Raw genomic sequence first — 23542 nt, 5'->3', positions numbered from 1 at the left:
GCTGTTGCCCGCCTCGTCGGCGGTGAAGCAGTCAGGCGGGTGGGTGTCGCACCTGGCGACGCCGTCGGGGCAACCGCCACCGGCCGGCTGATGATTCACTCGGTTCTCCTGGCGTGAAACCTTGCCTCAGGCATCGATGATGGTAGAGGCTGTCCGAGGGCGGCCGACGGGAGCGCCGACGCCATCTACTGTGGCCGCGGCCGGGTGCCGACCGGCTGACGGGTGAATCAGGCGCTAAGCGTGGTTTACGCGCGAAGTCGTTGTGCGCGCCTTCCGTAGCGGCTGCGGGGCTGATCGTGACGGTATGCTGGGCCGGAGGGTGAGCCGCGCCTGTCGAACGGATGATTTCCCTGCCACTGCCCCTGCGCGAGGGCTCGCGCAGCTTTTGCCCGTGAGCGGGGTGTGGCACGATCGTGGAACCTTCACGATGGTTGTAACTCTCCCGACAGGAGCAATCATGTCTGGTCGTAGGCTGGGCCGGCTGTTTGGCTCGCTCCTCCTCGTTTCCGCCGCCTTGGGCGTTTCGGTAATCAGTGCAATGTCCGGCCTGGGCGACCTCCGCCTCCTCGACTACGTCTGGGTCTGACAGCGACCCGGGCTGACCTCCACGGGGGCGGAAGCCGGTGGGTCCTGCCCGCCGGACCGGGAGTGGGACCCACCGGACAGGGAGTGGGATGAGCGGGCGAGACAACCCGAGGCGCAGACCCTCCGAGGACGCCTGGATAATCACCGCGCCGCTCGCCCTGGTAGCGGTGGCTTGTTCGACGGTCACCGGATTGATCGCGAAGCCACCCATCGGCGGGTGGCTTCCGGCGGTGCTGCTCCTGGCGCTGATGATCGTCGCCAGCGGGCCCGTCGTCGGCGTGGTCATCCGCCGGCAGTCACTCGGTATGACGCTCACCGAGCTGCCGCTGGTGCTCGCCTTCTACTTCCTGCCGCCGCTCACCGTCGTCCTGATCTACACGCTGTCCTCGCTCGTGACGCACCTGCGTCACCGGTTGTCGGCGCCGAAGCTCTGGTTCAACGTCGCGCGTGCGGCGGCGGGCACCTCGGTCGGCGCCCTGGTGCTGACCATCCTGCCGCCGACCGAAGGCGTGGGCCCCGCCACCTGGCTGGGCCTCTGCCTCGCGGTGGCGATGGTGATCCTGGTGAGCCTCACCTCGATCGCCGCGGTCCAGACCCTGCTCATCGGGTGGCACGCCGGCCGGGAGACGTTCCGGGCGCTGCGTTCGGGCGTGCTGACCAACGGCATCAACGTGTCGGCCGGCCTGATCGTGCTGATGCTGCTGGAGCAGTCCTGGTGGTCCCTGGTGCCGTTGGCCGCGCTGGCCGCGGGGCTGGTGGCGGTCTACCGGTCGTACACCGAGTTCTTCCAGCAGCACCGCACGCTCAGCGGCATGTACGAGCTGAGCCGGGCGATCTCGGCCAGCGGCCAGGACGGCACGCTCGCGGACGCCCTGCTGGGCCGCGTCCGGGGTCTGATGCAGGCGGAGTACGCGACGTTGTGGCTGCCCGCCCAGGGCCGGCACCCGGAGACTCTGCTCACCGCGCGGGTCGATGACCCCGGCCTGCTGGACACCGCCCCGACCGGGGTGGAGCTGCGCCAGCGGGCGATGCAGAAGGCCCGCCCGGTCACCGTCGGCCGGGGCGTGTGCAGCGATCCGGAGTTCCGGGCCAGCCTGGCGGAACAGGGCGTCAAGGACACGATCATCGTCCCGTTGCGCTCGGGCCGGGTGGTGATCGGGACGCTCGAGGTGACCAACCGGCTGGTCGACCCCTCGCACTTCACCGCGCGCGACGTCGCGGTCCTGGAGACGGTGGCGGCGCACGCCGCTGTCGCCCTGGAGAACTCTCGCCTGGTCGACCGGCTGCGGCACGACGCCGACCACGACACGCTCACCAAGCTGCCCAACCGGCGCCGGCTGACCGCGGCGGTGGCCGAGGCGGTGAAGATCGGCGCGCCGGGCGAGGTGGTCGCGTTGCTCCTCTTCGACGTCGACCGGCTCCGCCAGGTCAACGAGTCGCTCGGCCACGCCGCCGGGGACAAGGTGCTCGTCGAGGTGGCCGAGCGGCTGCGCGCCTGCGCGCCCTCCTCGGCGCTGGTCGGCCGCGCCGGTGGGGACGAGTTCCTGGTGACGCTCCGGCTGGAGAGCACCGAGGCGGCCCTGGAACTGGCGGCCCAGCTCCGGGAGCAGATCCGCGACGAGATGGTTTTCGACGCGCTCACCGTGGACGTGGACACGGTGGTCGGCGTGGCGGTCCACCCCGACCACGGCAGCGACGCGGTGGCGCTGTTGCAGCGCGTCGACCTGGCGGCCAGCGCCGCCAAGTCGGTCCCGGGCAGCGTGCAGCTCTACAGCCCGGCGCTGGAGTCGCGGTCGCTGCGCCGGCTCGGCCTCGCCGGCGACCTGCAACGGGCGCTGGACGAGGGCAAGCTGGAGGTCTACTTCCAGCCCAAGGTCACGCTGCGGGACCGCCGCCTGGTGGGCGTGGAGTGTCTGGCCCGGTGGGAGCACCCGGCGCACGGCACGGTCTCGCCGGACGACTTCGTGGCGGTGGCCGAGCACACCGGCCAGCTCGGCCGGCTCACCGAGTTCGTGCTCCGGGAGAGCCTGCGGCGCAGCCGCGACTGGAGCCACGGCGAGCAGCCGCTCTCCGTCGCGGTCAACCTCGCCGCGCGTACGCTCACCGACCAGCACTTCCCGGCGCTGGTACGCGATCTGCTGGCCGAGTACGGCGTGCCGCCGCAGCGGCTGACACTGGAGGTCACCGAGGCCGGTGTGCTGGACGGAGCGGAACGTCCCATCCCGACCCTGCGCAGCCTCCGTGACCTCGGTGTCCGGCTCTCGGTGGACGACTTCGGCACCGGCAACTCGTCCCTGGCCCAGCTGCGCCGGCTGCCGGTGCACGAGGTGAAGGTGGACCGGTCGTTCGTGCAGGGCATGGCGACCGATCCGGGTGATCTGGCGATCGTGAACGCGGTGGTGACGCTCTCCCAGCAGTTCGGCCTGGCGGTGGTGGCCGAGGGCGTGGAGAGCGAGCTGATGCTGGAACTCCTGCAGGACATCGGCTGCGAGATCGGCCAGGGCTTCCTGTTCAGCCGCCCCCTGCCGTACGAGCGTCTGGAGGCCTGGTTCGGTGCCCAGGTCGACCCGGAGACGGTGGCCACGGGTGAGCTGCCGCGGCTGCGTGTGGTGCCCTGAGCAGGGCCGACACGTACCTGGGGGATCCGATTTCACCTCGGCGACGCGGTCGTGTACTGTTTCCCCTGCGCGACACCCCCCGGGGTGATCGGGCAGGCCCCCTTAGCTCAGTCGGCAGAGCGTCTCCATGGTAAGGAGAAGGTCTACGGTTCGATTCCGTAAGGGGGCTCAGAGGGTCCGGCTGGACCCGCCACGGCGGTGTAGCTCAGATGGCAGAGCAAGCGGCTCATAATCGCTGTGTCGCCGGTTCAAGTCCGGCCACCGCTACTCTCGTCCTCCGGGTACACCCGGTGGTCGGTGGGACGGGCGCCACAGGCGCCCACTTTGCATGTCCGCGTTGTCAGCGCGTAGGCTGACACGCCGTAGTTGTTCCGTGAGCGAGGAAGGCACTCCGCCGTGGCGAAGGCGACCGATGTTCGGCCGAAGATCACTTTGGCGTGTGTGGAGTGCAAGGAGCGCAACTACATCACGCGCAAGAACCGCCGTAACGACCCGGACCGCATCGAGCTGAAGAAGTTCTGCCCCCGGGACGGCAAGCACACCGTTCACCGCGAGACCCGCTGATCGCTACCGGCGCAGCCGGTCGGCACCAGCTTCGCGTACGCCGATCCACCTGACGGGTGGCCTCCGGGCCGCCCGACCGGGCGGATCGGCGTTCGTGTTTTCCGTGTAGGTTCGGCGGCATGTCCCTGGACCCGTCCTTCGTCGGCCGGACGTACCCGCCGACCGCCCCCTACCAGGTGGGCCGAGAAAAGATCCGCGAGTTCGCCACCGCCATCGGCGCGACCGACCCGGCCCACCACGATCCGGAGGCGGCCCGCTCGCTCGGCCACGCCGACGTGGTGGCCCCGCCGACGTTCCCGGTGCTCGTCACGATGGCGGCGAGCCGGCAGATCGTCGAGGATCCGGCGCTCGGCGTCGACTACAGCCGCGTGGTGCACGGCGACCAGCGGTTCGCGTACACCCGGCCGGTGGTGGCCGGCGACGAGCTGGTGTGCGTGAGCACCATCGAGGAGGTCACCACCCGGGGCGGGCACGGCTTCCTGACCACCCGCACCGATGTGAGCACTGTGGACGGTGAGCCGGTGGTCGCCGTCTGGTCCAAGATCGTCGTACGCGGGGAGGCCTGAGGACATGGAGCTGCCCACCCAGACGTACCGGGTGACCCGCGCGGACCTGGTCCGCTACGCGGGCGCCTCGGGCGACTTCAACCGGATCCACTGGAGCGACCGCGTCGCCACCGACGTGGGGCTGCCGGGCGTCATCGCCCACGGCATGTTCACCATGGCCCTGGTCGGCCGCGCGGTGACCGGCTGGGCCGGCGCGCCGGACGCGGTGGTCGACTTCGGCGTCCGGTTCACCCGGCCGGTGGTCGTCCCGGACACCGACGAGGGCACCGAGATCGAGGTGTCGGCGGTGGTCAAGGAGGTCACCGAAGACGGTCTGACCAGGCTCGACATCACCGCCACCTGCCAGGGCGAGAAGGTGCTGTCGCAGGCCCGGGCACTGATCCGCACGACGCGCTGAGGGTCCGCCCGACGCGCGAGGGGCAGACCGGTTGGGAAAGTCGCACGACTACCCGTACACTGGTCCGCCGTGGGGCAAGTGACCCCCGCTCGGCACAGCGTGTCCGGGTGGAGGTGAGTTGCCGCACAGGGGTGTAGCTCAATTGGCAGAGCAGCGGTCTCCAAAACCGCAGGCTGCAGGTTCAAGTCCTGTCACCCCTGCGCCTCAGGCCTGACCGTTCCGTGGGTCGCGTCGCCCTCACCGGCGGCGTCCGGCCCGTGGTGGTGGCACCGGTGGGGTGGTTCCGAGGCGCTCGGGCCCTCCCGGCCGGTCCGCCGGCCGCGGCCCGTCGCGGGACGGTTGGTCCGGCCGGCGTGACCAACACGCCGCGCACGCCGCCCGGCGTGCGACCCCATATCCCGCACGGAGGGCGAAGTGGCCAAGAGCAAGCGCCGCGGCGAGGACGACGGCGACGAGCGTCTGAACGACGACGCGACCGTCGACGGCGTGGCCGACGACGACGTGGCCGACGACGACGCCACCGACGCGGACGAGCCGGTCTCCCGGGGCGGCACCGCGACCCGTAAGCGGGCGCAGGCCGAGCCGGCCGAGGGCCGGAAGACCCGCAAGGACACCGAGCGGATCGGGCTGTTCGCCCGCATCGCGCGGTTCTTCCGCGAGGTCGTGGCAGAGCTGCGTAAGGTCATCTGGCCGACCCGCAAGGAGCTGCTGACCTACACGGCCGTGGTGGTCACCTTCGTCGCGGTGATGCTGGCGATCGTGGCCGGCCTGGACTACGGCTTCGCCAAGGCGGTGCTGTGGGTCTTCGGCGAGCCGAGCTGACCTGCGGACAGCGATACTGACGGAAGTGAGCGAGCGTGCCTGAGTACGACGAGACCGCCGGAACCCCGGACGACCAGTCCACGGTGGCGACGGCGGCCAACAACGAGTCGGTCGAGGCCGCCAGCGAGCCGGAGTTCCCGACCACCGAGCCGGCCCCGGACGAGGACTTCGACCCGGTCGCCGAGCTGCGCCAGAAGCTGCGCTACGCGCCCGGCGACTGGTACGTGGTGCACTCGTACGCCGGCTACGAGAACAAGGTCAAGACCAACCTCGAGACCCGGATCACCTCCCTCGACATGGAGGACTTCATCTACCAGGTCGAGGTGCCGACCCGGGAAGAGGTCGAGGTCAAGAACGGCAAGCGGTCGCAGGTCCAGGCGAAGGTCTTCCCGGGCTACATCCTGGTCCGGATGGAGCTGACCGCCGAGTCCTACTCCTGCGTCCGGAACACCCCGGGGGTCACCGGCTTCGTCGGCGCGACCGACCGGGCCGACCGGCCGGCGCCGCTGAGCCTCGACGAGGTGCTCAAGTGGCTGGCCCCGGCGGTCGAGACCGAGCAGAAGAAGGCCAAGCCCGAGGTCAAGGTCCTCGACTTCGAGGTCGGCGACTCGGTCACCGTCACCGACGGCGCGTTCGCGTCGCTGCCGGCGACGATCAGCGAGATCAACGCCGACCAGCAGAAGCTCAAGGTGCTGGTGTCGATCTTCGGCCGGGAGACGCCGGTCGAGCTGAACTTCAACCAGGTCGCCAAGATCTGACGTACGTCGGCACCGGCGGCCCGCCCCTTCCGGGGTGGCCGCCGGTGCGCCGTTTCGCCACCCACCGACCTCGGCGCGGAGGGTGGCCGGCGGCTGCGCTACCCTAGAACGTCGGCTGTCCGCACCGCGCTGACCGTGCGCGCCCGCGGACCGGCGAGAATCCCAGTTTCAAGCCCCAGGAAGAGACATGCCTCCGAAGAAGAAGCTCGTCAAGACGTTCACGCTTCAGCTGCCGGCGGGCCAGGCCACCCCGGCGCCGCCGGTCGGCCCCGCGCTCGGCCAGCACGGCGTGAACATCATGGAGTTCTGCAAGTCCTACAACGCGCAGACCGAGTCCCAGCGGGGCGACATCGTCCCCGCCGAGATCAGCGTCTACGAGGACCGCACGTTCACCTTCGTGCTGAAGACCCCGCCCGCCGCCCGGCTGCTGATCAAGGCCGCCGGTGTGCAGAAGGGCTCGGGCGTCCCGCACAAGGAGAAGGTCGGCTCGGTCACCCGCGCCCAGCTGCGCGAGATCGCCGAGAAGAAGATGGCGGACCTCAACGCCAACGACATCGACCAGGCCGAGAAGATCATCGCCGGCACCGCCCGGTCGATGGGCCTGACCGTCGCCGACTGATCTCGCTCCACCGCTCCACCCGATCTTTCTGTTCGTGGGAGGGCCGCGCACGCCGCGCGCCCGCCAGAGACCACAGGAGTCACCAGAAATGCAGCGCAGCAAGAGCTACCGCAAGGCCGCCGAGGTCATCGACCGGTCGAAGCTCTACACCCCGGTCGAGGCCGTCAAGCTGGCCAAGGACACCACCAACACCAAGTTCGACGCCACGGTCGAGGTCGCGATGCGCCTCGGCGTCGACCCCCGCAAGGCGGACCAGATGGTCCGCGGCACGGTCAACCTGCCGCACGGCACCGGTAAGACCGCCCGCGTGATCGTCTTCGCCGCCGGCGCGAAGGCCGAGGAGGCCGTCGCCGCAGGTGCTGACGAGGTGGGCACCGACGAGCTGGTCGCCCGCATCCAGGGCGGTTGGCTGGACTTCGACGCGGCGATCGCCACGCCCGACCAGATGGCCAAGATCGGCCGGATCGCGCGGATCCTGGGCCCGCGCGGTCTGATGCCGAACCCGAAGACCGGCACCGTGACCATGGACGTCACCAAGGCCGTCTCGGACATCAAGGGCGGTAAGATCACCTTCCGGGTGGACAAGCACTCCAACCTGCACCTGATCATCGGCAAGGCCTCCTTCTCCGAGGCCCAGCTGGTCGACAACTACGCCGCGGTGCTGGACGAGGTGCTGCGCGCCAAGCCGTCCGCGGCCAAGGGCACGTACCTCAAGAAGATCACCCTCACCACCACCATGGGCCCGGGCGTCCCGGTCGACCCGAAGGTCGTGAAGAACCTGCAGGAGGCCTCGACCGAGGCCTGAGCAACCAGCACGTCCCGGACGGGGCTCCGCCACCAGGTCGTGGCGGGGCCCCGTTCGTCTGTCCGGTGTGGCAGTCTCGGCGCATGCGGCTCGACGGCGTGTGGTTCCGCTACCACCGGCACGGCCCCTGGGTCCTGCGGCAGGTCGACGTCGCCGTCGGCCCGGGTGAGGTCGCCGTGGTGCTCGGCCGCAACGGGGCCGGAAAGTCCACGTTGCTGCAGCTCACCGCCGGGGTGCTGCGTCCGTCCCGGGGCCGCGTCGCCGACCGGCCGCCGGTGGCCGGCTGGGTGCCGGAGCGCTTCCCCGCCGACCAGCCGTTCACCGTCGGGGCCTACCTGACCGCCATGGGCCGCGTCGCCGGCCTGCCCGGTCCCGCCGCCGACCGGGCGGTGCGCCACTGGGTCGAGCGCCTCGGCCTGGCCCGGTTCCACGACGTCCGTCTGCCCCGGCTGTCCAAGGGCACCGCGCAGAAGGTCGGCCTGGCGCAGGCGCTGCTGCGCCCGCCCGGCCTGCTGGTGCTCGACGAGCCCTGGGAGGGGCTGGACGCCGCCGCCCGCGAGGCGGTCCCCGAGATCATCGGCGAGGTGCTGGCCGCCGGTGGCGCCGTACTCGTGAGCGACCACCGGGGCGAGACCGTCCGGCTGCCCGGTGCCCGGCACTGGTCGGTCACCGACGGCACGGTGACCGAGCAGGCCCCGTCGGGCGGCGCTGCCGTCGCCGTGGTCGAGCTGGCGGTGCCGGCCGCCGGGCTGGCCGCCGCCGTCGCCCGCCTGCGCGCCGACGGCCACCAGATCCTTCGGGTACGCGACCACGCCGTCCCGCCTCCGGCCACGCACCCGGTGCCGGCCTCCGTCGGCCCGTCCGCCGATGACGACTGCCCGGATGCGGACGCGCTATCCGGCCCGGTGGGCCACGTTGACGCCGGGGCCGGGGACTCGGGCCGCCCCGGGCCGGCGCCGGAGGTGGCCCGGTGATCGCGCTGGTCCGGCTGCGGCTGGCCGGCTTCCTGCGTACCGGACGGGCGCTGGCGCCGGTGCTGGCCGGCCTGCTCGCCCTGGGCGTCCTCCACGGCGGCGGCCGGGCCCGCCCGGCGGAGGCCTACGGCGTCTCCGCCGTGGTCCTGTTCCCGGTGCTGGCCTGGCAGACCAAGATCCTGCTGGACGTCGAGCCCGACGTGCAGCGCCGGCTGGCCCGGGTGGTGGTCGGGCCGGGCCGGGAGTGGGCGGCCGGGCTGCTCGCCGCGCTGGTGGCCGGGCTCGCCGTGGTGGTGGTCGCGCTGGCGCTGCCGTGGCCGCTCGGCGGGGTGACCGCGGCCGTCGCGCCGGGGGAGCGGCCGGTGCTCGTGGGGGTGGCGCTCGGGCTCTGGGCGCACCTGCTCGCCCTGCCCGCGGCGGTGGCGCTCGGCGCGCTGGCCAGCCGGGCCGTGACCCGCAGCGCCGGCTACGGGGTGGCGGTGCTGGTGACCGGCGCGGTCGGGGTGGTGGTTCTGGGGCTCTCCGGCTCGGTCGCGCCGTGGCTGGCCCCACCGGTCATGGCGACCGCGCGGGAGGTCACCGGGCCGGTCGCCACCGGTGCCGGCCTGCTGCTCACCGGCTGGGCGGCGCTCTGGGCGGCGGTGGCGCTCACCGGCTACGCCCGGGCCCGCCGCACCCGGGCCTGAGGCGCGGTGACCGGGAGCACCGGGGCGCGATTTGGCGCTGCGGTCCCGGTCGCGTAACCTGGTGCGGTAGTTCCACCCAAAGACCGCTGGTCACCGTGCCCCGGCACGGTCGAAGGTCCCGCGACGACGGGCGACCCGCGCAGGGCGGTAAGCGAAAATCGGTGTCATGCATGGTCCGCCGACTGTGCCCGTGCCGCCGGCCCTCGCCCCGTGCGCCCTGCGCCGGGGCTTTTTCGTTGTCGTGATGCCTCCGCCGCCGCCGTCGAGCCTTGGCTCGTCGCCGGCGTACCAGCTCCGAGCAACGAGAGAGGAGGGACATGGCGGACAAGCCGATCCGGGCCGACAAGGCCACGGCCGTCGCCGAGCTGACCGAGAGCTTCCGCAACGCGGGGGCGACCGTGCTCACCGAGTACCGCGGGCTCACGGTTTCGCAGCTCACCCAGCTGCGGCGCTCGCTCGGCAAGGAGACCAGCTACACGGTCGCGAAGAACACGCTTGCCAAGCGTGCCGCGGCCGATGCGGGCATCTCCGGCCTCGACGAGCTGTTCTCCGGTCCTACCGCGCTGACTTTCGTTTCGGGCGACGTCGTCGAGGCGGCGAAGGGGCTTCGCGACTTCGCGAAGGCCAACCCGAAGCTCGTCATCAAGGGCGGTGTCTTCGAGGGCAAGGCCATTTCCGCGGCCGAGGTCACGAAGCTCGCCGACCTGGAGTCCCGCGAGGTGCTGCTGGCCAAGCTGGCCGGCGCGATGAAGGGCAACCTGAGCAAGGCCGCGGCCCTGTTCCAGGCGCCGCTCTCCAAGGCCGCCCGCGCGGCGGCCGCCCTGGCGGACAAGAAGCGCGAGCAGGAGGGCGCCGAGGCGGCCTGAGGCCCTCCCGGCGCACCACGTTCTTAGTTTTCATTGCGAGAAAGGACGCCAGACATGGCGAAGCTCAGCACCGACGAGCTGCTCGACGCGTTCAAGGAGATGACGCTGATCGAGCTCTCCGAGTTCGTGAAGCAGTTCGAGGAGACCTTCGAGGTCACCGCCGCCGCTCCGGTCGCCGTGGCCGCGGGCGCCCCGGCCGCCGGCGGCGCTGCCGCCCCGGCCGAGGAGGAGAAGGACGAGTTCGACGTCATCCTCGACGCCGACGGTGGCAAGAAGATCCAGGTCATCAAGGTCGTGCGTGAGCTGACCGGCCTGGGCCTCAAGGAGGCCAAGGACCTGGTCGAGGCCGCGCCGAAGGCCGTCCTGGAGAAGGTCAACAAGGAGACCGCCGAGAAGGCCAAGGCCAAGCTCGAGGGCGAGGGCGCCAAGGTCACCATGAAGTGACCTTGCTCCACCTGACGCGCGTCCGGCTCACGTGAGCCGGGGCACACCGCGTCGCGGCGGGCGGTGATCCGGAATCGGATCGCCGCCCGCCGTGTTGGTGGTCCCGGACGGCAGCGGTGTGAGCAGGGCGTACGACGGCCCGTGTGCCGGCTGGTCAGTGGCGTCTGTCGGTAGCCCGTCGGTGGGAAAGACACCCCGACCGGTAACCGGCCCTTGACGCGGCACCGGCCTGCCAGGCACGCTGACATCAGCAAGACTTTCCGCGCTTGCAACGGCCGCCACTCGGGTAATGGCAACGGCAGCACCGCCGCCGCGGCACCCGAGCGGACCGGCAGGAGCGTCGCGTTCCGAGCGGCCCGGACGACCCGGTTTTCCGAGGTCCCAGGGCTTGTTCCGCGACGACCTGCGGGGTGGGCTGGACAGCGGTTAGCCTCTCGGCTACACTGCTAGTTTGCGCTGCCTTCCGACTTGACCCCTGCTCGGAAATGTCCGTTTACGGATAATTCTGGTGGGGTCATTGGAGTGCACGCGTACCAGCCGTTCTGCAGCACCGGTCCTCGGAAGGACGCATCTTGGCAGCTTCCCGCCCTGCGAAGACCAGTCGTACGTCGAGCGCATTCGCGCCCCGCCGAGTTTCTTTCGGTCGGATCACCGAACACCTCGAGGTCCCCAACCTCCTCGCCATCCAGAACGAGTCCTTCGACTGGCTCGTCGGCAACGAGGCTTGGCAGGGCCGGTCGGCGGACGACCCGCACGCACGCTCGGGTCTCGCGGAGATCCTCGACGAGATCAGTCCCATTGAGGACTTCTCCGGCACCATGTCGCTCTCCTTCTCGGCTCCGCGCTTCGACGAGGTCAAGGCCTCGATCGAGGAGTGCAAGGAGAAGGACCTCACCTACTGCGCGCCGCTGTTCGTGACCGCGGAGTTCACCAACAACACCACTGGCGAGATCAAGAGCCAGACCGTGTTCATGGGTGACTTCCCGATGATGACGCCGAAGGGCACCTTCATCATCAACGGCACCGAGCGCGTCGTGGTCAGCCAGCTCGTCCGCTCGCCGGGCGTGTACTTCGACAAGCAGCCGGACAAGACCTCCGACCGCGACCTCTCCAGCGTCAAGGTCATCCCGAGCCGGGGTGCCTGGCTGGAGTTCGACATCGACAAGCGCGACACGGTCGGCGTTCGCATCGACCGCAAGCGCCGCCAGGCCGTCACCGTCCTGCTCAAGGCCATCGGGTGGTCCGCCGAGCGCATCCGTGAGAAGTTCGGCTGGTCCGAGCTCATGATGACCACGCTCGAGAAGGACCACATCGCCGGCCAGGACGAGGCCCTGCTCGACATCTACCGGAAGCTCCGCCCCGGCGAGCCGCCGACCCGTGAGAACGCCCAGACCCTGCTCGACAACCTCTTCTTCAACCCGAAGCGGTACGACGTCGCCAAGGTCGGGCGCTACAAGTTCAACAAGAAGCTCGAGCTGGACGTGCCGATCACCACCGGCACGCTCACCGAGGACGACATCGTCGCCACCGTGGAATACCTCTGCCGGCTGCACGCCGGTGAGGAGGGCTACGAGGCCGACGACATCGACCACTTCGGCAACCGTCGCCTGCGTACCGTGGGCGAGCTGATCCAGAACCAGGTCCGGGTGGGTCTCTCCCGGATGGAGCGGGTCGTCCGCGAGCGGATGACCACCCAGGACGTCGAGGCGATCACGCCGCAGACCCTGATCAACATCCGCCCGGTGGTGGCGGCGATCAAGGAGTTCTTCGGCACGTCGCAGCTGTCCCAGTTCATGGACCAGACCAACCCGCTGGCGGGCCTGACCCACCGGCGCCGGCTGAGCGCGCTCGGCCCTGGTGGTCTGTCCCGTGAGCGGGCCGGCTTCGAGGTCCGGGACGTGCACCCGTCCCACTACGGCCGGATGTGCCCGATCGAGACGCCGGAAGGCCCGAACATCGGCCTGATCGGCGCGCTCTCCACGTTCGCCCGGGTCAACCCGTTCGGCTTCATCGAGACGCCGTACCGGAAGGTCATCGACGGCCGGGTCACCGACCAGATCGACTACCTGACCGCGGACGAGGAGGACCGGTTCGTCAAGGCGCAGGCCAACGCCCCGCTGAAGTCGGACGGCACCTTCGCCGAGGACCGCGTCCTGGTCCGCCGTAAGGGCGGCGAGACCGAGGACGTCGCGCCGGGCGCCGTGGACTACATGGACGTGTCGCCGCGGCAGATGACCTCGGTCGCCACCGCGATGATCCCGTTCCTGGAGCACGACGACGCCAACCGCGCGCTCATGGGCGCGAACATGCAGCGTCAGGCGGTGCCGCTGGTCAAGGCCGAGGCCCCGCTCGTCGGTACGGGCATGGAGTACCGTGCCGCGGTCGACGCCGGTGACGTGGTCGTCGCCGAGGTCGGCGGTGTGGTCGAGGACCTCTGCGCGGACTACATCACGGTCCACCAGGACGACGGCCACCGCCGGACGTACCTGCTGCACAAGTTCCGCCGCTCCAACGCCGGCTCCTGCGTCAACCAGAAGCCGGTCGTCTTCGAGGGCGACCGCGTCGAGGCCGGTCAGGTCATCGCCGACGGTCCGTGCACCGACGAGGGCGAGATGGCGCTCGGACGCAACCTGCTGGTGGCGTTCATGTGCTGGGAGGGCCACAACTACGAGGACGCGATCATCCTGTCGCAGCGCCTCGTGCAGCAGGACGTGCTCACCTCGATCCACATCGAGGAGCACGAGGTCGACGCCCGGGACACCAAGCTCGGCCCGGAGGAGATCACCCGCGACATCCCGAACGTCAGCGAGGAGATGCTCGCCGACCTCGACGAGCGCGGCATCATCCGGATCGGCGCCGAGGTCGTCCCCGGCGACATCCTGGTCGGCAAGGTCACCCCGAAGGGTGAGACCGAGCTGACCCCCGAGGAGCGGCTGCTCCGCGCGATCTTCGGCGAGAAGGCGCGCGAGGTCCGGGACACCTCGCTGAAGGTGCCGCACGGCGAGACCGGCACGGTCATCGGTGTGCGTACCTTCTCCCGCGAGGACGGCGACGAGCTGCCCCCGGGCGTGAACGAGCTGGTCCGGGTCTACGTGGCCCAGAAGCGCAAGATCCAGGACGGTGACAAGCTCGCGGGCCGCCACGGCAACAAGGGCGTCATCTCCAAGATCCTGCCGATCGAGGACATGCCGTTCCTGGAGGACGGGACCCCGGTCGACATCGTGCTGAACCCGCTCGGTGTGCCGTCCCGGATGAACATCGGCCAGGTCCTGGAGACCCACCTCGGGTGGGTGGCCAAGACCGGCTGGAGCGTGGACGGCGACGACGAGGAGTGGAAGCGCCAGCTCCGCTCGATCAACGCGCACGAGTCCGAGCCGGACACCAACGTGGCCACGCCGGTCTTCGACGGTGCCCGCGAGGAGGAGATCTCCGGTCTGCTGGCGTCGACCCTGCCCAACCGGGACGGCAACCAGCTCATCGGGGGCAGCGGCAAGGCGCAGCTGTTCGACGGTCGTTCCGGCGAGCCGCTGCCCGACCCGATCGCGGTCGGCTACGTCTACATCCTGAAGCTCAACCACCTGGTCGACGACAAGATCCACGCCCGGTCGACCGGTCCGTACTCGATGATCACGCAGCAGCCGCTGGGTGGTAAGGCGCAGTTCGGTGGCCAGCGCTTCGGTGAGATGGAGTGCTGGGCCATGCAGGCGTACGGCGCCGCCTACGCCCTGCAGGAGCTGCTGACCATCAAGTCCGACGACGTCCTGGGCCGGGTCAAGGTCTACGAGGCGATCGTCAAGGGCGAGAACATCCCCGAGCCGGGCATCCCGGAGTCGTTCAAGGTGCTGCTCAAGGAGCTGCAGTCGCTGTGCCTCAACGTCGAGGTGCTCTCCAGCGACGGTGTGGCCCTGGAGATGCGCGAGACCGACGACGAGGTGTTCCGGGCGGCGGAGGAGCTGGGCATCGACCTGTCCCGGCGCGAGCCGAGCTCGGTCGAAGAGGTGTAAGTGGTGAGGTCGGGGGCCGACCGGCCCGCTCTGGGCGGTCAGTCTTGATCCCGACGCGGGCCGGCCGGCCCCCGACCCCGCCCATGATCTAGCTGTAAAGACGACGACATAGGGGACATAGTGCTCGACGTCAACTTCTTCGACGAGCTGCGCATCGGCCTCGCCACCGCTGACGACATCCGTCAGTGGTCCCACGGCGAGGTCAAGAAGCCCGAGACCATCAACTACCGCACCCTCAAGCCGGAGAAGGACGGGCTCTTCTGCGAGAAGATCTTCGGTCCTCAGCGGGACTGGGAGTGCTACTGCGGTAAGTACAAGCGGGTCCGCTTCAAGGGCATCATCTGCGAGCGCTGCGGCGTCGAGGTGACCCGCTCCAAGGTTCGCCGGGAGCGGATGGGTCACATCGAGCTGGCCGCTCCGGTGACCCACATCTGGTACTTCAAGGGCGTGCCGAGCCGGCTGGGCTACCTGCTGGACCTCGCCCCGAAGGACCTCGAAAAGATCATCTACTTCGCCTCGTACGTCGTGACGAGCGTGGACGCCGAAGCGCGTCACCGCGACCTCTCGACCATCGAGAACGAGATCCTGGCCGAGAAGCGGCAGGCGGAGAACAGCCGCGACTCGGAGATCGAGAAGCGGGCCGCCAAGCTGGAGGCCGACCTGGCCGAGCTGGAGGCCGAGGGCGCGAAGGCGGACGTCCGGCGCAAGGTCAAGGAGGGCGGAGAGCGCGAGATGCGCCAGATCCGCGACCGGGCCCAGCGCGAGATCGACCGCCTCGACGAGGTCCTCGACACCTTCCGCAAGCTGGAGCCGAAGCAGCTGGTCACCGACGAGCTGCTCTACCGCGAGCTGCGCGACCGCTTCGGTGAGTACTTCACCGGCAGCATGGGCGCCGAGGCGATCAAGGCCCTGGTCCAGAACATGGACCTGGAGGCCGAGGCGGAGAACCTGCGCGAGACCATCCGCTCCGGCAAGGGCCAGCGGAAGATCCGGGCGCTCAAGCGGCTCAAGGTCGTCGCGGCGTTCCAGAACACCCGGAACTCGCCGCTCGGCATGGTGCTGGACTGCGTCCCGGTCATCCCGCCGGACCTGCGCCCGATGGTGCAGCTCGACGGTGGCCGTTTCGCGACCTCCGACCTGAACGACCTGTACCGGCGTGTGATCAACCGGAACAACCGCCTCAAGCGGCTGATCGACCTCGGCGCGCCCGAGATCATCGTCAACAACGAGAAGCGGATGCTCCAGGAGGCCGTCGACGCGCTGTTCGACAACGGCCGTCGTGGTCGTCCGGTCACCGGCCCCGGTAACCGGCCCCTGAAGTCGCTGTCCGACATGCTCAAGGGCAAGCAGGGCCGGTTCCGCCAGAACCTGCTCGGCAAGCGCGTCGACTACTCCGGCCGTTCGGTCATCGTGGTCGGCCCGAAGCTCAAGCTGCACCAGTGCGGCCTGCCCAAGCAGATGGCGCTGGAGCTGTTCAAGCCGTTCGTGATGAAGCGGCTGGTCGACCTCAACCACGCGCAGAACATCAAGTCCGCCAAGCGGATGGTCGAGCGGCAGCGGCCGGTCGTGTGGGACGTGCTGGAAGAGGTCATCGGCGAGCACCCGGTGCTGCTGAACCGCGCGCCGACCCTGCACCGTCTGGGCATCCAGGCCTTCGAGCCGCAGCTGGTCGAGGGCAAGGCCATCCAGATCCACCCGCTGGTCTGCACCGCGTTCAACGCCGACTTCGACGGTGACCAGATGGCGGTCCACGTGCCGCTGTCCGCCGAGGCCCAGGCCGAGGCGCGGATCCTGATGCTGTCGTCGAACAACATCCTCAAGCCGGCCGACGGCAAGCCGGTCACCATGCCCACCCAGGACATGGTCATCGGTCTCTACCACCTCACCCACCTCACTCCGGGTGGCAAGGGCGAGGGCCGGGCGTTCAGCTCGGACGCCGAGGCGCGGATGGCGTACGACAACGGCGAGCTGCACCTGCAGGCGCCGGTCCGGATCCGGCTGCGCGACGTCGTCGGTGTGGACAACGGCGCCGGCGCCGAGCCGTGGACCGCCCCCGAGGGCTGGACCGAGGGCGAGCCGGTGACCGTGGAGACCACGCTGGGCCGGGTCCTGTTCAACGAGACGCTGCCCCCGGGCTACCGCTTCGTGAACTACGAGATCCGCAAGGGCCAGCTCTCCGCGATCGTCAACGACCTCGCCGAGCGCTTCCCGAAGGTGGCCCTGGCGGCCACCCTGGACGGGCTCAAGGAGGCCGGTTTCCACTGGGCCACCTGGTCCGGCGTCACCATCGGCATGGAGGACGTCATCGCTCCGCCGCGCAAGCGGGAGATCCTGGAGCGGTACGAGAAGGAAGCCGACCGGATCGACAAGCAGTACCAGCGTGGTCTGATGACCGCCGAGGAGCGTCGCGGCGAGCTCATCGAGATCTGGACCAAGGCGACCAACGAGGTCGCCAAGGAGATGGACACCGCGCTGCCGCAGGAGAACCCGCTGTGGAAGATGATCAACTCGGGCGCCCGCGGTAACCTGCTCCAGCTCCGGCAGATCGCGGCGATCCGTGGTCTGGTGGCCAACCCGAAGGGTGAGATCATCCCGCGGCCGATCAAGGCCAGCTACCGGGAGGGTCTGTCCGTGCTGGAGTACTTCATCTCCACGCACGGTGCCCGTAAGGGTCTCGCGGACACCGCCCTGCGTACCGCCGACTCGGGTTACCTGACCCGGCGTCTGGTGGACGTCTCGCAGGACGTCATCATCCGCGAGGAGGACTGCGGCACCGACCGCGCCATCCCGATGCAGGTCGGCGAGCGCATCGACGGCAAGCTGGTCGTGCACGAGCACGCCGAGACCAGCGTGCACGCCCGGACGCTGGCCGACGACATCAAGGGGCCGGACGGCACCGTGGTGGCCCACCGCGGCCAGGACATCAACTCGATCCTGGTGGACGCGATCGTCGCCGCCGGTACCGAGACGGTGCGGGTGCGCAGCGTGCTCACCTGCGAGTCGAAGCTGGGCGTCTGCGGTGCGTGCTACGGCCGCTCGCTGCCGACCGGCAAGACCGTGGACGTCGGCGAGGCGGTCGGCATCATCGCCGCCCAGTCGATCGGTGAGCCGGGTACGCAGCTGACGATGCGTACCTTCCACACCGGTGGTGTCGCGGGTGAGGACATCACCCAGGGTCTGCCCCGTGTCCAGGAGATCTTCGAGGCCCGGGTGCCGAAGGGTAAGGCGCCCATCGCCGACACCCCCGGTCGCATCCGGATCGAGGACGGCGAGCGGTCCCGCAAGATCGTGGTCATCCCGGACGACGGCAGCGACGAGATCGTCTACGACAAGATCTCGAAGCGGGTCCGGCTCCGGGCGCACGACGGCGACCACGTCGAGGTCGGCGAGAAGCTCACCGAGGGCACCATCGACCCGCACGAGCTGCTGCGCATCCTCGGCCCGCGCGCGGTCCAGGTCCACCTGACCCAGGAGGTCCAGGAGGTCTACCGCTCGCAGGGTGTGCTCATCCACGACAAGCACATCGAGATCATCATCCGCCAGATGCTCAAGCGGGTGACGGTCATCGACTCCGGCTCGACCGAGTTCCTGCCGGGTGTGCTGGTCGACCGGGCGCTGTTCGAGTCGGAGAACCGCCGGCTCGTCGGCGAGGGTGGCGAGCCCGCCGCCGGTCGCCCGGTGCTGATGGGTATCACCAAGGCCTCGCTGGCCACCGACTCCTGGCTGTCGGCGGCCTCCTTCCAGGAGACCACCCGGGTGCTGACGGACGCGGCGATCCACGCCCGCAGCGACTCGCTGATCGGCCTCAAGGAGAACGTGATCATCGGTAAGCTCATCCCGGCCGGTACGGGCATCAGCAAGTACCGCAACGTCCGGGTCGAGCCGACCGAGGAGGCGAAGGCCAAGGTCTACTCGATGACCGGCTACCCGGAGACCGACTACGGCTTCGGGCCGGCCAGCGGCCAGGCGGTTCCGCTGGACGACTTCGACTTCGGGTCGTACCGCTAAGCACCAGGAAACGACGAGGCCCCCGGCAGCAGCCGGGGGCCTCGTCGCGTCCGGGCCGGCTTGCCGGGACCGGGGAACCGGATCCGGGGCATGATGGAGGGCATGACGACAGTGCCCGGGCCGGCGCCCGTCGTGCCGCAGGCGCACCGCCATCCGCACGACCCGGAGCCGGTCCGCTCCACCAAGGCGCGGGCGGTCTTCGCGCTCGGCCTGATCGGCGCGCTCACCGGTCTGTTCGTCGGCGGCGCGGTGCCGGCCACGATCGCGCTCACGCTGGCCCGGCAGGCGCGCCGCGAGGCGTACACATCTGGTGGTTATCTCACCGGCGGCGACTGGCTGCGGCGCGGCGAGCAGATGGCGCGGACCGGTCTGGTGCTGACCGCGGCGGCGGTGGTGGCGGCGGTGGTGATCGGCGTGGTCCGGTACGCCGACGGCTCGTTCGGCCACGACTTCGCGCCGAACTTCGACTGACCGGGCGGGGGAGCGGAGCCGCGCCCGCCCACCCGGCCGTGACCGGCGACGGTAGCCTGGCCGGTGTCCGCCGGGTGGCGGGCGGGTGTGGACAGGAGGAACCGTGACGGAACCGGCCGCGCCGGGAGGCGACCCGAACCGCCCGGGGCCGTATCCGCCGGGTTCCGCGTCCGCGCCGGCGCATCACCCGCACGGGGCGTACCCGGGGAACGCGCCGGGTCACGGCGGCGGGTGGCCGGCGCCGGGAAGCGCGCCCGGCCACGGGGGCTGGGGGTCGGCGTTCCCGCCGCCGCCGGCCGAGGCGCCGCGGCCGCCGAAGCGGGTCGACGCGGTGCCGGGTACGCCGTTCGGGGTGGTCCACCTGGACGTGCCGCCGGTCACCTCGGGGCTCGCCATCGGCTCGTTGATCGCGGGGATCGCCGCGATTCTGGTTTCTCTTCTGGTCTTCTGCTTCGGTATCGCCGGGCCGGACTACGGTGGCGCCTGGGCGGCCGGCGCGTTCACCGTGCTCGGCGCGCTGATCGGGGTCGGCGCGGTGGTCGCCGGGCTGCTGGCCCGGCGGCAGATCCGGCGGCCGGCGCCGCCGCCGGCGGTGCGGTTCACCGGCGCCGGCCTGGCCGTGGCCGGGCTCTCCTGCGGCGGGGTGGGGCTGCTGTTCAGCCTGGTCGGGCTCGGGCTGGCCCTCGTGGTGCAGATCACCTGAGGCCCCGGGTGGGGCCGGCGCGGCCGGTGACCTGCCGCGACCGGTATGTCCGGGTGCCCGGGGGGTGGGCTGTGTCGGGGCCGCCGGGCCGCGCGGCGGACGAGCCGGTACACTTGTCACTGTAGGTGCCCATCATGGGCGCGTCGGCGATCCGGAGACCGGCCCGGCGGACCGCGGCAGCGGTCCTCCCGACCCATCCGTTTTGACCGGCGCGGCTGTGGTAGGTACTCTTTCCCCTTGTGCCCGGGCTCGCCCGGGCAATGCGTGCGTGCGCTGGAACCGGTCAGCCGGTGAATCGCGCGGTCGCACCATCAAGACCAAACAACCCGGTACGACGCGCCAGCGGCTGGCACCGGGACCGTGACTTGGGCGACACGCCCGACCGCGGGTGCTGGGACGCCGTCAGGCGGCCCCGGTTGGAATGTAGGAGAGCCGCCCATCCGGACGGCTGGAGCAGACGGCGCGGTCGCCTCGCAGCGGCCGAAGGGAGCGGAGAAACCCGGTGCCCACCATTCAGCAGTTGGTCCGAAAGGGCCGTCAGGCCAAGACGACCAAGACCAAGACCCCGGCGCTCAAGGGGTCTCCCCAGCGGCGCGGCGTGTGCACCCGCGTGTACACCACCACCCCGAAGAAGCCGAACTCGGCGCTGCGCAAGGTCGCTCGTGTCAAGCTCAGCAGCCAGATCGAGGTGACCGCCTACATCCCGGGCGTCGGCCACAACCTTCAGGAGCACTCGATCGTGCTCGTGCGCGGCGGTCGTGTGAAGGACCTCCCCGGCGTGCGGTACAAGATCGTGCGCGGCTCGCTGGACACCCAGGGTGTCCGCAACCGCAAGCAGGCTCGCAGCCGCTACGGCGCGAAGAAGGAGAAGAGCTGACATGCCGCGTAAGGGACCCGCTCCGCGGAAGCCGCTGGTCGCTGACCCGGTGTACAACTCGCCCCTGGTCACCCAGCTGGTGAACAAGATCCTGCTGCGCGGCAAGCGTCAGCTCGCCGAGCGCATCGTGTACGCCGCCCTGGAGGGCTGCCGCGAGAAGTCCGGCACCGACCCCGTCGTCACGCTCAAGCGCGCGATGGACAACGTCAAGCCGACCCTCGAGGTGCGCAGCCGCCGTGTCGGTGGCGCCACCTACCAGGTTCCGGTCGAGGTCCGGCCGTCCCGCGCGACCACGCTCGGTCTGCGCTGGCTGGTGACCTACTCCCGGGCCCGGCGCGAGAAGACCATGGTCGAGCGGCTGATGAACGAGCTGCTGGACGCGAGCAACGGCCTCGGCGCCGCCGTCAAGCGGCGTGAGGACACGCACAAGATGGCCGAGTCCAACAAGGCCTTCGCGCACTACCGCTGGTAACACCTGAGGTTCCGGCGCCGGCAGGCGCCGGAACCGCCACCAGTTGTGTCGAGACGACGATAAGTAGGGATTGAAGTGGCCGCCGCAGACGCGCTCGCCAACGTACGCAACATCGGCATCATGGCCCACATCGATGCCGGTAAGACCACTACCACCGAGCGAATCCTGTTCTACACCGGCATCACGTACAAGATCGGTGAGGTCCACGAGGGCGCCGCCGTCATGGACTGGATGGAGCAGGAGCAGGAGCGCGGTATCACCATCACTTCCGCCGCCACCAAGTGCGAGTGGAAGGGCCACACGATCCAGATCATCGACACGCCCGGCCACGTCGACTTCACGGTCGAGGTCGAGCGGTCGCTGCGGGTTCTGGACGGTGCGGTCGCGGTCTACGACGGCGTGGCCGGCGTGGAGCCCCAGACGGAGAACGTCTGGCGGCAGGCGGACAAGTACAACGTCCCCCGGATGTGCTTCGTCAACAAGCTCGACCGGACCGGCGCCGACTTCTTCCGCTGCGTGCAGATGATGATCGACCGGCTCAACGCCACCCCGCTGGTGCTCCAGATCCCGATCGGCGCCGAGTCCGACTTCATCGGCGTGGTCGACCTGGTCGAGATGCGTGCGCTCACCTGGCGCGGCGAGACCCAGAAGGGTGAGGACTACGCGGTCGAGGAGATCCCGGCCGACCTCGCCGACTCCGCCGCGGAGTGGCGCGAGAAGCTGATGGAGACCCTCGCCGACGTCGACGACTCGGTGATGGAGAAGTACCTCGAGGGCGAGGAGATCTCGGCCGACGAGATCAAGGCCGCCATCCGCCGGGCCACCATCGCCGGCAAGGCCAACCCGGTCCTCACCGGTACCGCCTTCAAGAACAAGGGCATCCAGCCGATGCTGGACGCGGTCGTCGCGTACCTGCCCTCGCCGCTGGACATCCCGGCGATCGAGGGTACGGCCACCGACGGCGAGACCCCGCTGCAGCGGAAGCCCTCGGTCTCCGAGCCGTTCTCCGGCCTGGCCTTCAAGATCCAGACCGACAAGCACCTCGGCAAGCTGACGTACGTCCGGATCTACTCCGGCACGCTCGAGTCCGGTTCTCAGGTGATCAACTCCACCAAGGACCGCAAGGAGCGGATCGGCAAGATCTACCAGATGCACGCCAACAAGCGGGAGGAGCGCAGCTCCGCCCAGGCCGGCGACATCATCGCGGTGCAGGGTCTGAAGCAGACCACCACCGGTGACACGCTGTGCGACCCGGCGAACCCGGTCATCCTGGAGTCGATGACCTTCCCGGAGCCGGTCATCGAGGTGGCCATCGAGCCGAAGACCAAGGCCGACCAGGAGAAGCTCAGCACCGCCATCCAGCGGCTGGCCGAGGAGGACCCGACCTTCCGCGTCAAGCTGGACGACCAGACCGGTCAGACGGTCATCTCCGGCATGGGCGAGCTGCACCTGGACATCCTGGTCGACCGGATGCGCCGCGAGTTCAACGTCGAGGCGAACATCGGTAAGCCGCAGGTGGCGTACCGCGAGACCATCCGCCGCGCGGTGGAGAAGGTCGAGTACACCCACAAGAAGCAGACCGGTGGCTCCGGCCAGTACGCCCGCGTGATCATCAGCGTGGAGCCGCTGCCGCTCGGCAACGAGGCCCCGACCTACGAGTTCGCCAACGCCGTGACCGGTGGCCGCATCCCCCGGGAGTTCATCCCCTCGGTGGACGCGGGCGCGCAGGACGCCATGCAGTACGGCATCCTCGCCGGCTTCCCCCTGGTGGGCGTCAAGCTCACCCTGGTGGACGGCCAGTACCACGAGGTCGACTCGTCGGAAATGGCGTTCAAGATCGCCGGCTCGATGGCGATGAAGGAGGCGGCCCGCAAGGCCGACCCCGCTCTCCTCGAGCCGATGATGGCCGTTGAAGTCACCACTCCTGAGGAGAACATGGGTGACGTCATCGGCGACCTCAACTCCCGGCGTGGCATCATCCAGGCGATGGAGGAGCGCAGCGGCGCTCGCGTCGTCCGGGCCCTGGTGCCGCTGTCGGAGATGTTCGGCTACGTCGGCGACCTGCGGTCGAAGACCCAGGGCCGGGCTAGCTACAGCATGCAGTTCGACTCCTACGCCGAGGTTCCGAACTCGGTGGCCAAGGAGATCATCGCCAAGGCGACGGGTGAGTGACACTCACCCTCGGCTGATCCGATGACACGAGGGCGGTCGCGGGAGGGTTCTCCCGCCCGCGGCCACCTCGATCGGATTGCGTGAGACCGGGCCTGTAGGCTTCATCGCCGCAGAACCCACAAAAGCTCTCC

19 protein-coding genes and 3 tRNA genes are annotated in these 23542 nt (G+C 69.9%); all 22 read left to right on the top strand.

The window, feature by feature from the left end; genetic code table 11:
- Window positions 1–674: 674 nt before the first annotated feature.
- The 22 genes from J3R08_RS27790 (at window position 675) to fusA (ending at window position 23411) form a co-directional block, all read left to right on the top strand.
- Window positions 675–3203 carry a bifunctional diguanylate cyclase/phosphodiesterase gene (locus J3R08_RS27790; protein ID WP_030501622.1) on the top strand — a complete coding sequence of 843 codons (2529 nt, stop codon included), beginning with the start codon at window positions 675–677 and terminating at the stop codon, window positions 3201–3203.
- 96 nt (window positions 3204–3299) lie between these two features.
- Window positions 3300–3372, top strand: a tRNA-Thr gene (locus tag J3R08_RS27785).
- A gap of 25 nt (window positions 3373–3397) precedes the next feature.
- Window positions 3398–3470 (top strand) — tRNA-Met (locus J3R08_RS27780).
- A gap of 129 nt (window positions 3471–3599) precedes the next feature.
- A complete protein-coding gene (gene rpmG / locus J3R08_RS27775; protein ID WP_013288652.1) occupies window positions 3600–3767 on the top strand; it encodes a 50S ribosomal protein L33 in 168 nt (55 codons plus the stop codon).
- 119 nt (window positions 3768–3886) lie between these two features.
- The gene (locus J3R08_RS27770) at window positions 3887–4333 is read left to right on the top strand and encodes a MaoC family dehydratase N-terminal domain-containing protein (RefSeq protein WP_030501621.1); all 447 of its coding nucleotides are present in this window, start codon (window positions 3887–3889) and stop codon (window positions 4331–4333) included.
- A gap of 4 nt (window positions 4334–4337) precedes the next feature.
- A complete protein-coding gene (locus J3R08_RS27765) occupies window positions 4338–4730 on the top strand; it encodes a MaoC family dehydratase (RefSeq protein WP_030501620.1) in 393 nt (130 codons plus the stop codon).
- A gap of 127 nt (window positions 4731–4857) precedes the next feature.
- A tRNA-Trp gene (locus J3R08_RS27760) sits at window positions 4858–4930 on the top strand.
- Between the two features lie 214 nt (window positions 4931–5144).
- On the top strand, window positions 5145–5552 hold the full coding sequence (gene secE / locus J3R08_RS27755) for a preprotein translocase subunit SecE (protein ID WP_030501619.1): 408 nt from the start codon (window positions 5145–5147) through the stop codon (window positions 5550–5552).
- A 35-nt stretch (window positions 5553–5587) separates the two neighbouring features.
- Window positions 5588–6310, top strand: coding sequence for a transcription termination/antitermination protein NusG (nusG, locus tag J3R08_RS27750; protein ID WP_030501618.1), 723 nt, complete (start codon window positions 5588–5590; stop codon window positions 6308–6310).
- A gap of 187 nt (window positions 6311–6497) precedes the next feature.
- Window positions 6498–6929, top strand: coding sequence for a 50S ribosomal protein L11 (rplK, locus tag J3R08_RS27745; RefSeq protein ID WP_013288647.1), 432 nt, complete (start codon window positions 6498–6500; stop codon window positions 6927–6929).
- A gap of 88 nt (window positions 6930–7017) precedes the next feature.
- Window positions 7018–7734 (top strand): 50S ribosomal protein L1, encoded by a 717-nt coding sequence (gene rplA / locus J3R08_RS27740; RefSeq protein ID WP_030501617.1) that lies wholly within the window; start codon window positions 7018–7020, stop codon window positions 7732–7734.
- Between the two features lie 83 nt (window positions 7735–7817).
- On the top strand, window positions 7818–8708 hold the full coding sequence (locus J3R08_RS27735; protein ID WP_209963275.1) for an ATP-binding cassette domain-containing protein: 891 nt from the start codon (window positions 7818–7820) through the stop codon (window positions 8706–8708).
- Window positions 8705–9394, top strand: coding sequence for a hypothetical protein (locus J3R08_RS27730; protein WP_209963271.1), 690 nt, complete (start codon window positions 8705–8707; stop codon window positions 9392–9394). Before J3R08_RS27735 ends, J3R08_RS27730 begins: the two co-directional genes overlap by 4 nt.
- Before the next feature lie 317 nt (window positions 9395–9711).
- Window positions 9712–10260: a 50S ribosomal protein L10 gene (rplJ, locus tag J3R08_RS27725; protein ID WP_013288643.1), complete on the top strand. Its 549-nt coding sequence runs from the start codon at window positions 9712–9714 to the stop codon at window positions 10258–10260.
- A gap of 54 nt (window positions 10261–10314) precedes the next feature.
- Window positions 10315–10704 (top strand): 50S ribosomal protein L7/L12, encoded by a 390-nt coding sequence (rplL, locus tag J3R08_RS27720; RefSeq protein ID WP_043328232.1) that lies wholly within the window; start codon window positions 10315–10317, stop codon window positions 10702–10704.
- Between the two features lie 572 nt (window positions 10705–11276).
- On the top strand, window positions 11277–14708 hold the full coding sequence (locus tag J3R08_RS27715) for a DNA-directed RNA polymerase subunit beta (protein ID WP_030501613.1): 3432 nt from the start codon (window positions 11277–11279) through the stop codon (window positions 14706–14708).
- Window positions 14709–14828: 120 nt separating this feature from the next.
- The gene (locus J3R08_RS27710) at window positions 14829–18716 is read left to right on the top strand and encodes a DNA-directed RNA polymerase subunit beta' (protein ID WP_043328234.1); all 3888 of its coding nucleotides are present in this window, start codon (window positions 14829–14831) and stop codon (window positions 18714–18716) included.
- A gap of 102 nt (window positions 18717–18818) precedes the next feature.
- On the top strand, window positions 18819–19187 hold the full coding sequence (locus tag J3R08_RS27705) for a hypothetical protein (RefSeq protein WP_064446843.1): 369 nt from the start codon (window positions 18819–18821) through the stop codon (window positions 19185–19187).
- A gap of 331 nt (window positions 19188–19518) precedes the next feature.
- Window positions 19519–19890 (top strand): hypothetical protein, encoded by a 372-nt coding sequence (locus J3R08_RS27700; RefSeq protein WP_176722859.1) that lies wholly within the window; start codon window positions 19519–19521, stop codon window positions 19888–19890.
- Between the two features lie 502 nt (window positions 19891–20392).
- The gene (gene rpsL / locus J3R08_RS27695) at window positions 20393–20767 is read left to right on the top strand and encodes a 30S ribosomal protein S12 (protein WP_007465318.1); all 375 of its coding nucleotides are present in this window, start codon (window positions 20393–20395) and stop codon (window positions 20765–20767) included.
- A gap of 1 nt (window position 20768) precedes the next feature.
- On the top strand, window positions 20769–21239 hold the full coding sequence (gene rpsG, locus J3R08_RS27690) for a 30S ribosomal protein S7 (protein WP_013288637.1): 471 nt from the start codon (window positions 20769–20771) through the stop codon (window positions 21237–21239).
- A gap of 75 nt (window positions 21240–21314) precedes the next feature.
- Window positions 21315–23411, top strand: coding sequence for an elongation factor G (gene fusA / locus J3R08_RS27685; RefSeq protein ID WP_030501610.1), 2097 nt, complete (start codon window positions 21315–21317; stop codon window positions 23409–23411).
- Window positions 23412–23542: the final 131 nt, after the last annotated feature.

Source organism: Micromonospora sp. HB375 (assembly GCF_017872985.1).
Classification (GTDB): Bacteria; Actinomycetota; Actinomycetes; order Mycobacteriales; family Micromonosporaceae; genus Micromonospora; species Micromonospora chalcea.
Note: the sequence above shows the minus strand (reverse complement) of the source record. Positions and strands in the feature narration are given on the sequence as shown.

What these genes read in the sequence shown, in the direction of transcription:
- J3R08_RS27705 (WP_064446843.1), top strand. Translation starts at nt 18,819, where the DNA reads ATGACGACAGTGCCCGGGCCGGCGCCCGTCGTGCCGCAGGCGCACCGC.
- rplA (WP_030501617.1), top strand. Translation starts at nt 7,018, where the DNA reads ATGCAGCGCAGCAAGAGCTACCGCAAGGCCGCCGAGGTCATCGACCGG.
- J3R08_RS27735 (WP_209963275.1), top strand. Translation starts at nt 7,818, where the DNA reads ATGCGGCTCGACGGCGTGTGGTTCCGCTACCACCGGCACGGCCCCTGG.
- J3R08_RS27790 (WP_030501622.1), top strand. Translation starts at nt 675, where the DNA reads ATGAGCGGGCGAGACAACCCGAGGCGCAGACCCTCCGAGGACGCCTGG.
- rpsG (WP_013288637.1), top strand. Translation starts at nt 20,769, where the DNA reads ATGCCGCGTAAGGGACCCGCTCCGCGGAAGCCGCTGGTCGCTGACCCG.
- J3R08_RS27770 (WP_030501621.1), top strand. Translation starts at nt 3,887, where the DNA reads ATGTCCCTGGACCCGTCCTTCGTCGGCCGGACGTACCCGCCGACCGCC.
- rplJ (WP_013288643.1), top strand. Translation starts at nt 9,712, where the DNA reads ATGGCGGACAAGCCGATCCGGGCCGACAAGGCCACGGCCGTCGCCGAG.
- J3R08_RS27765 (WP_030501620.1), top strand. Translation starts at nt 4,338, where the DNA reads ATGGAGCTGCCCACCCAGACGTACCGGGTGACCCGCGCGGACCTGGTC.
- rplK (WP_013288647.1), top strand. Translation starts at nt 6,498, where the DNA reads ATGCCTCCGAAGAAGAAGCTCGTCAAGACGTTCACGCTTCAGCTGCCG.
- rplL (WP_043328232.1), top strand. Translation starts at nt 10,315, where the DNA reads ATGGCGAAGCTCAGCACCGACGAGCTGCTCGACGCGTTCAAGGAGATG.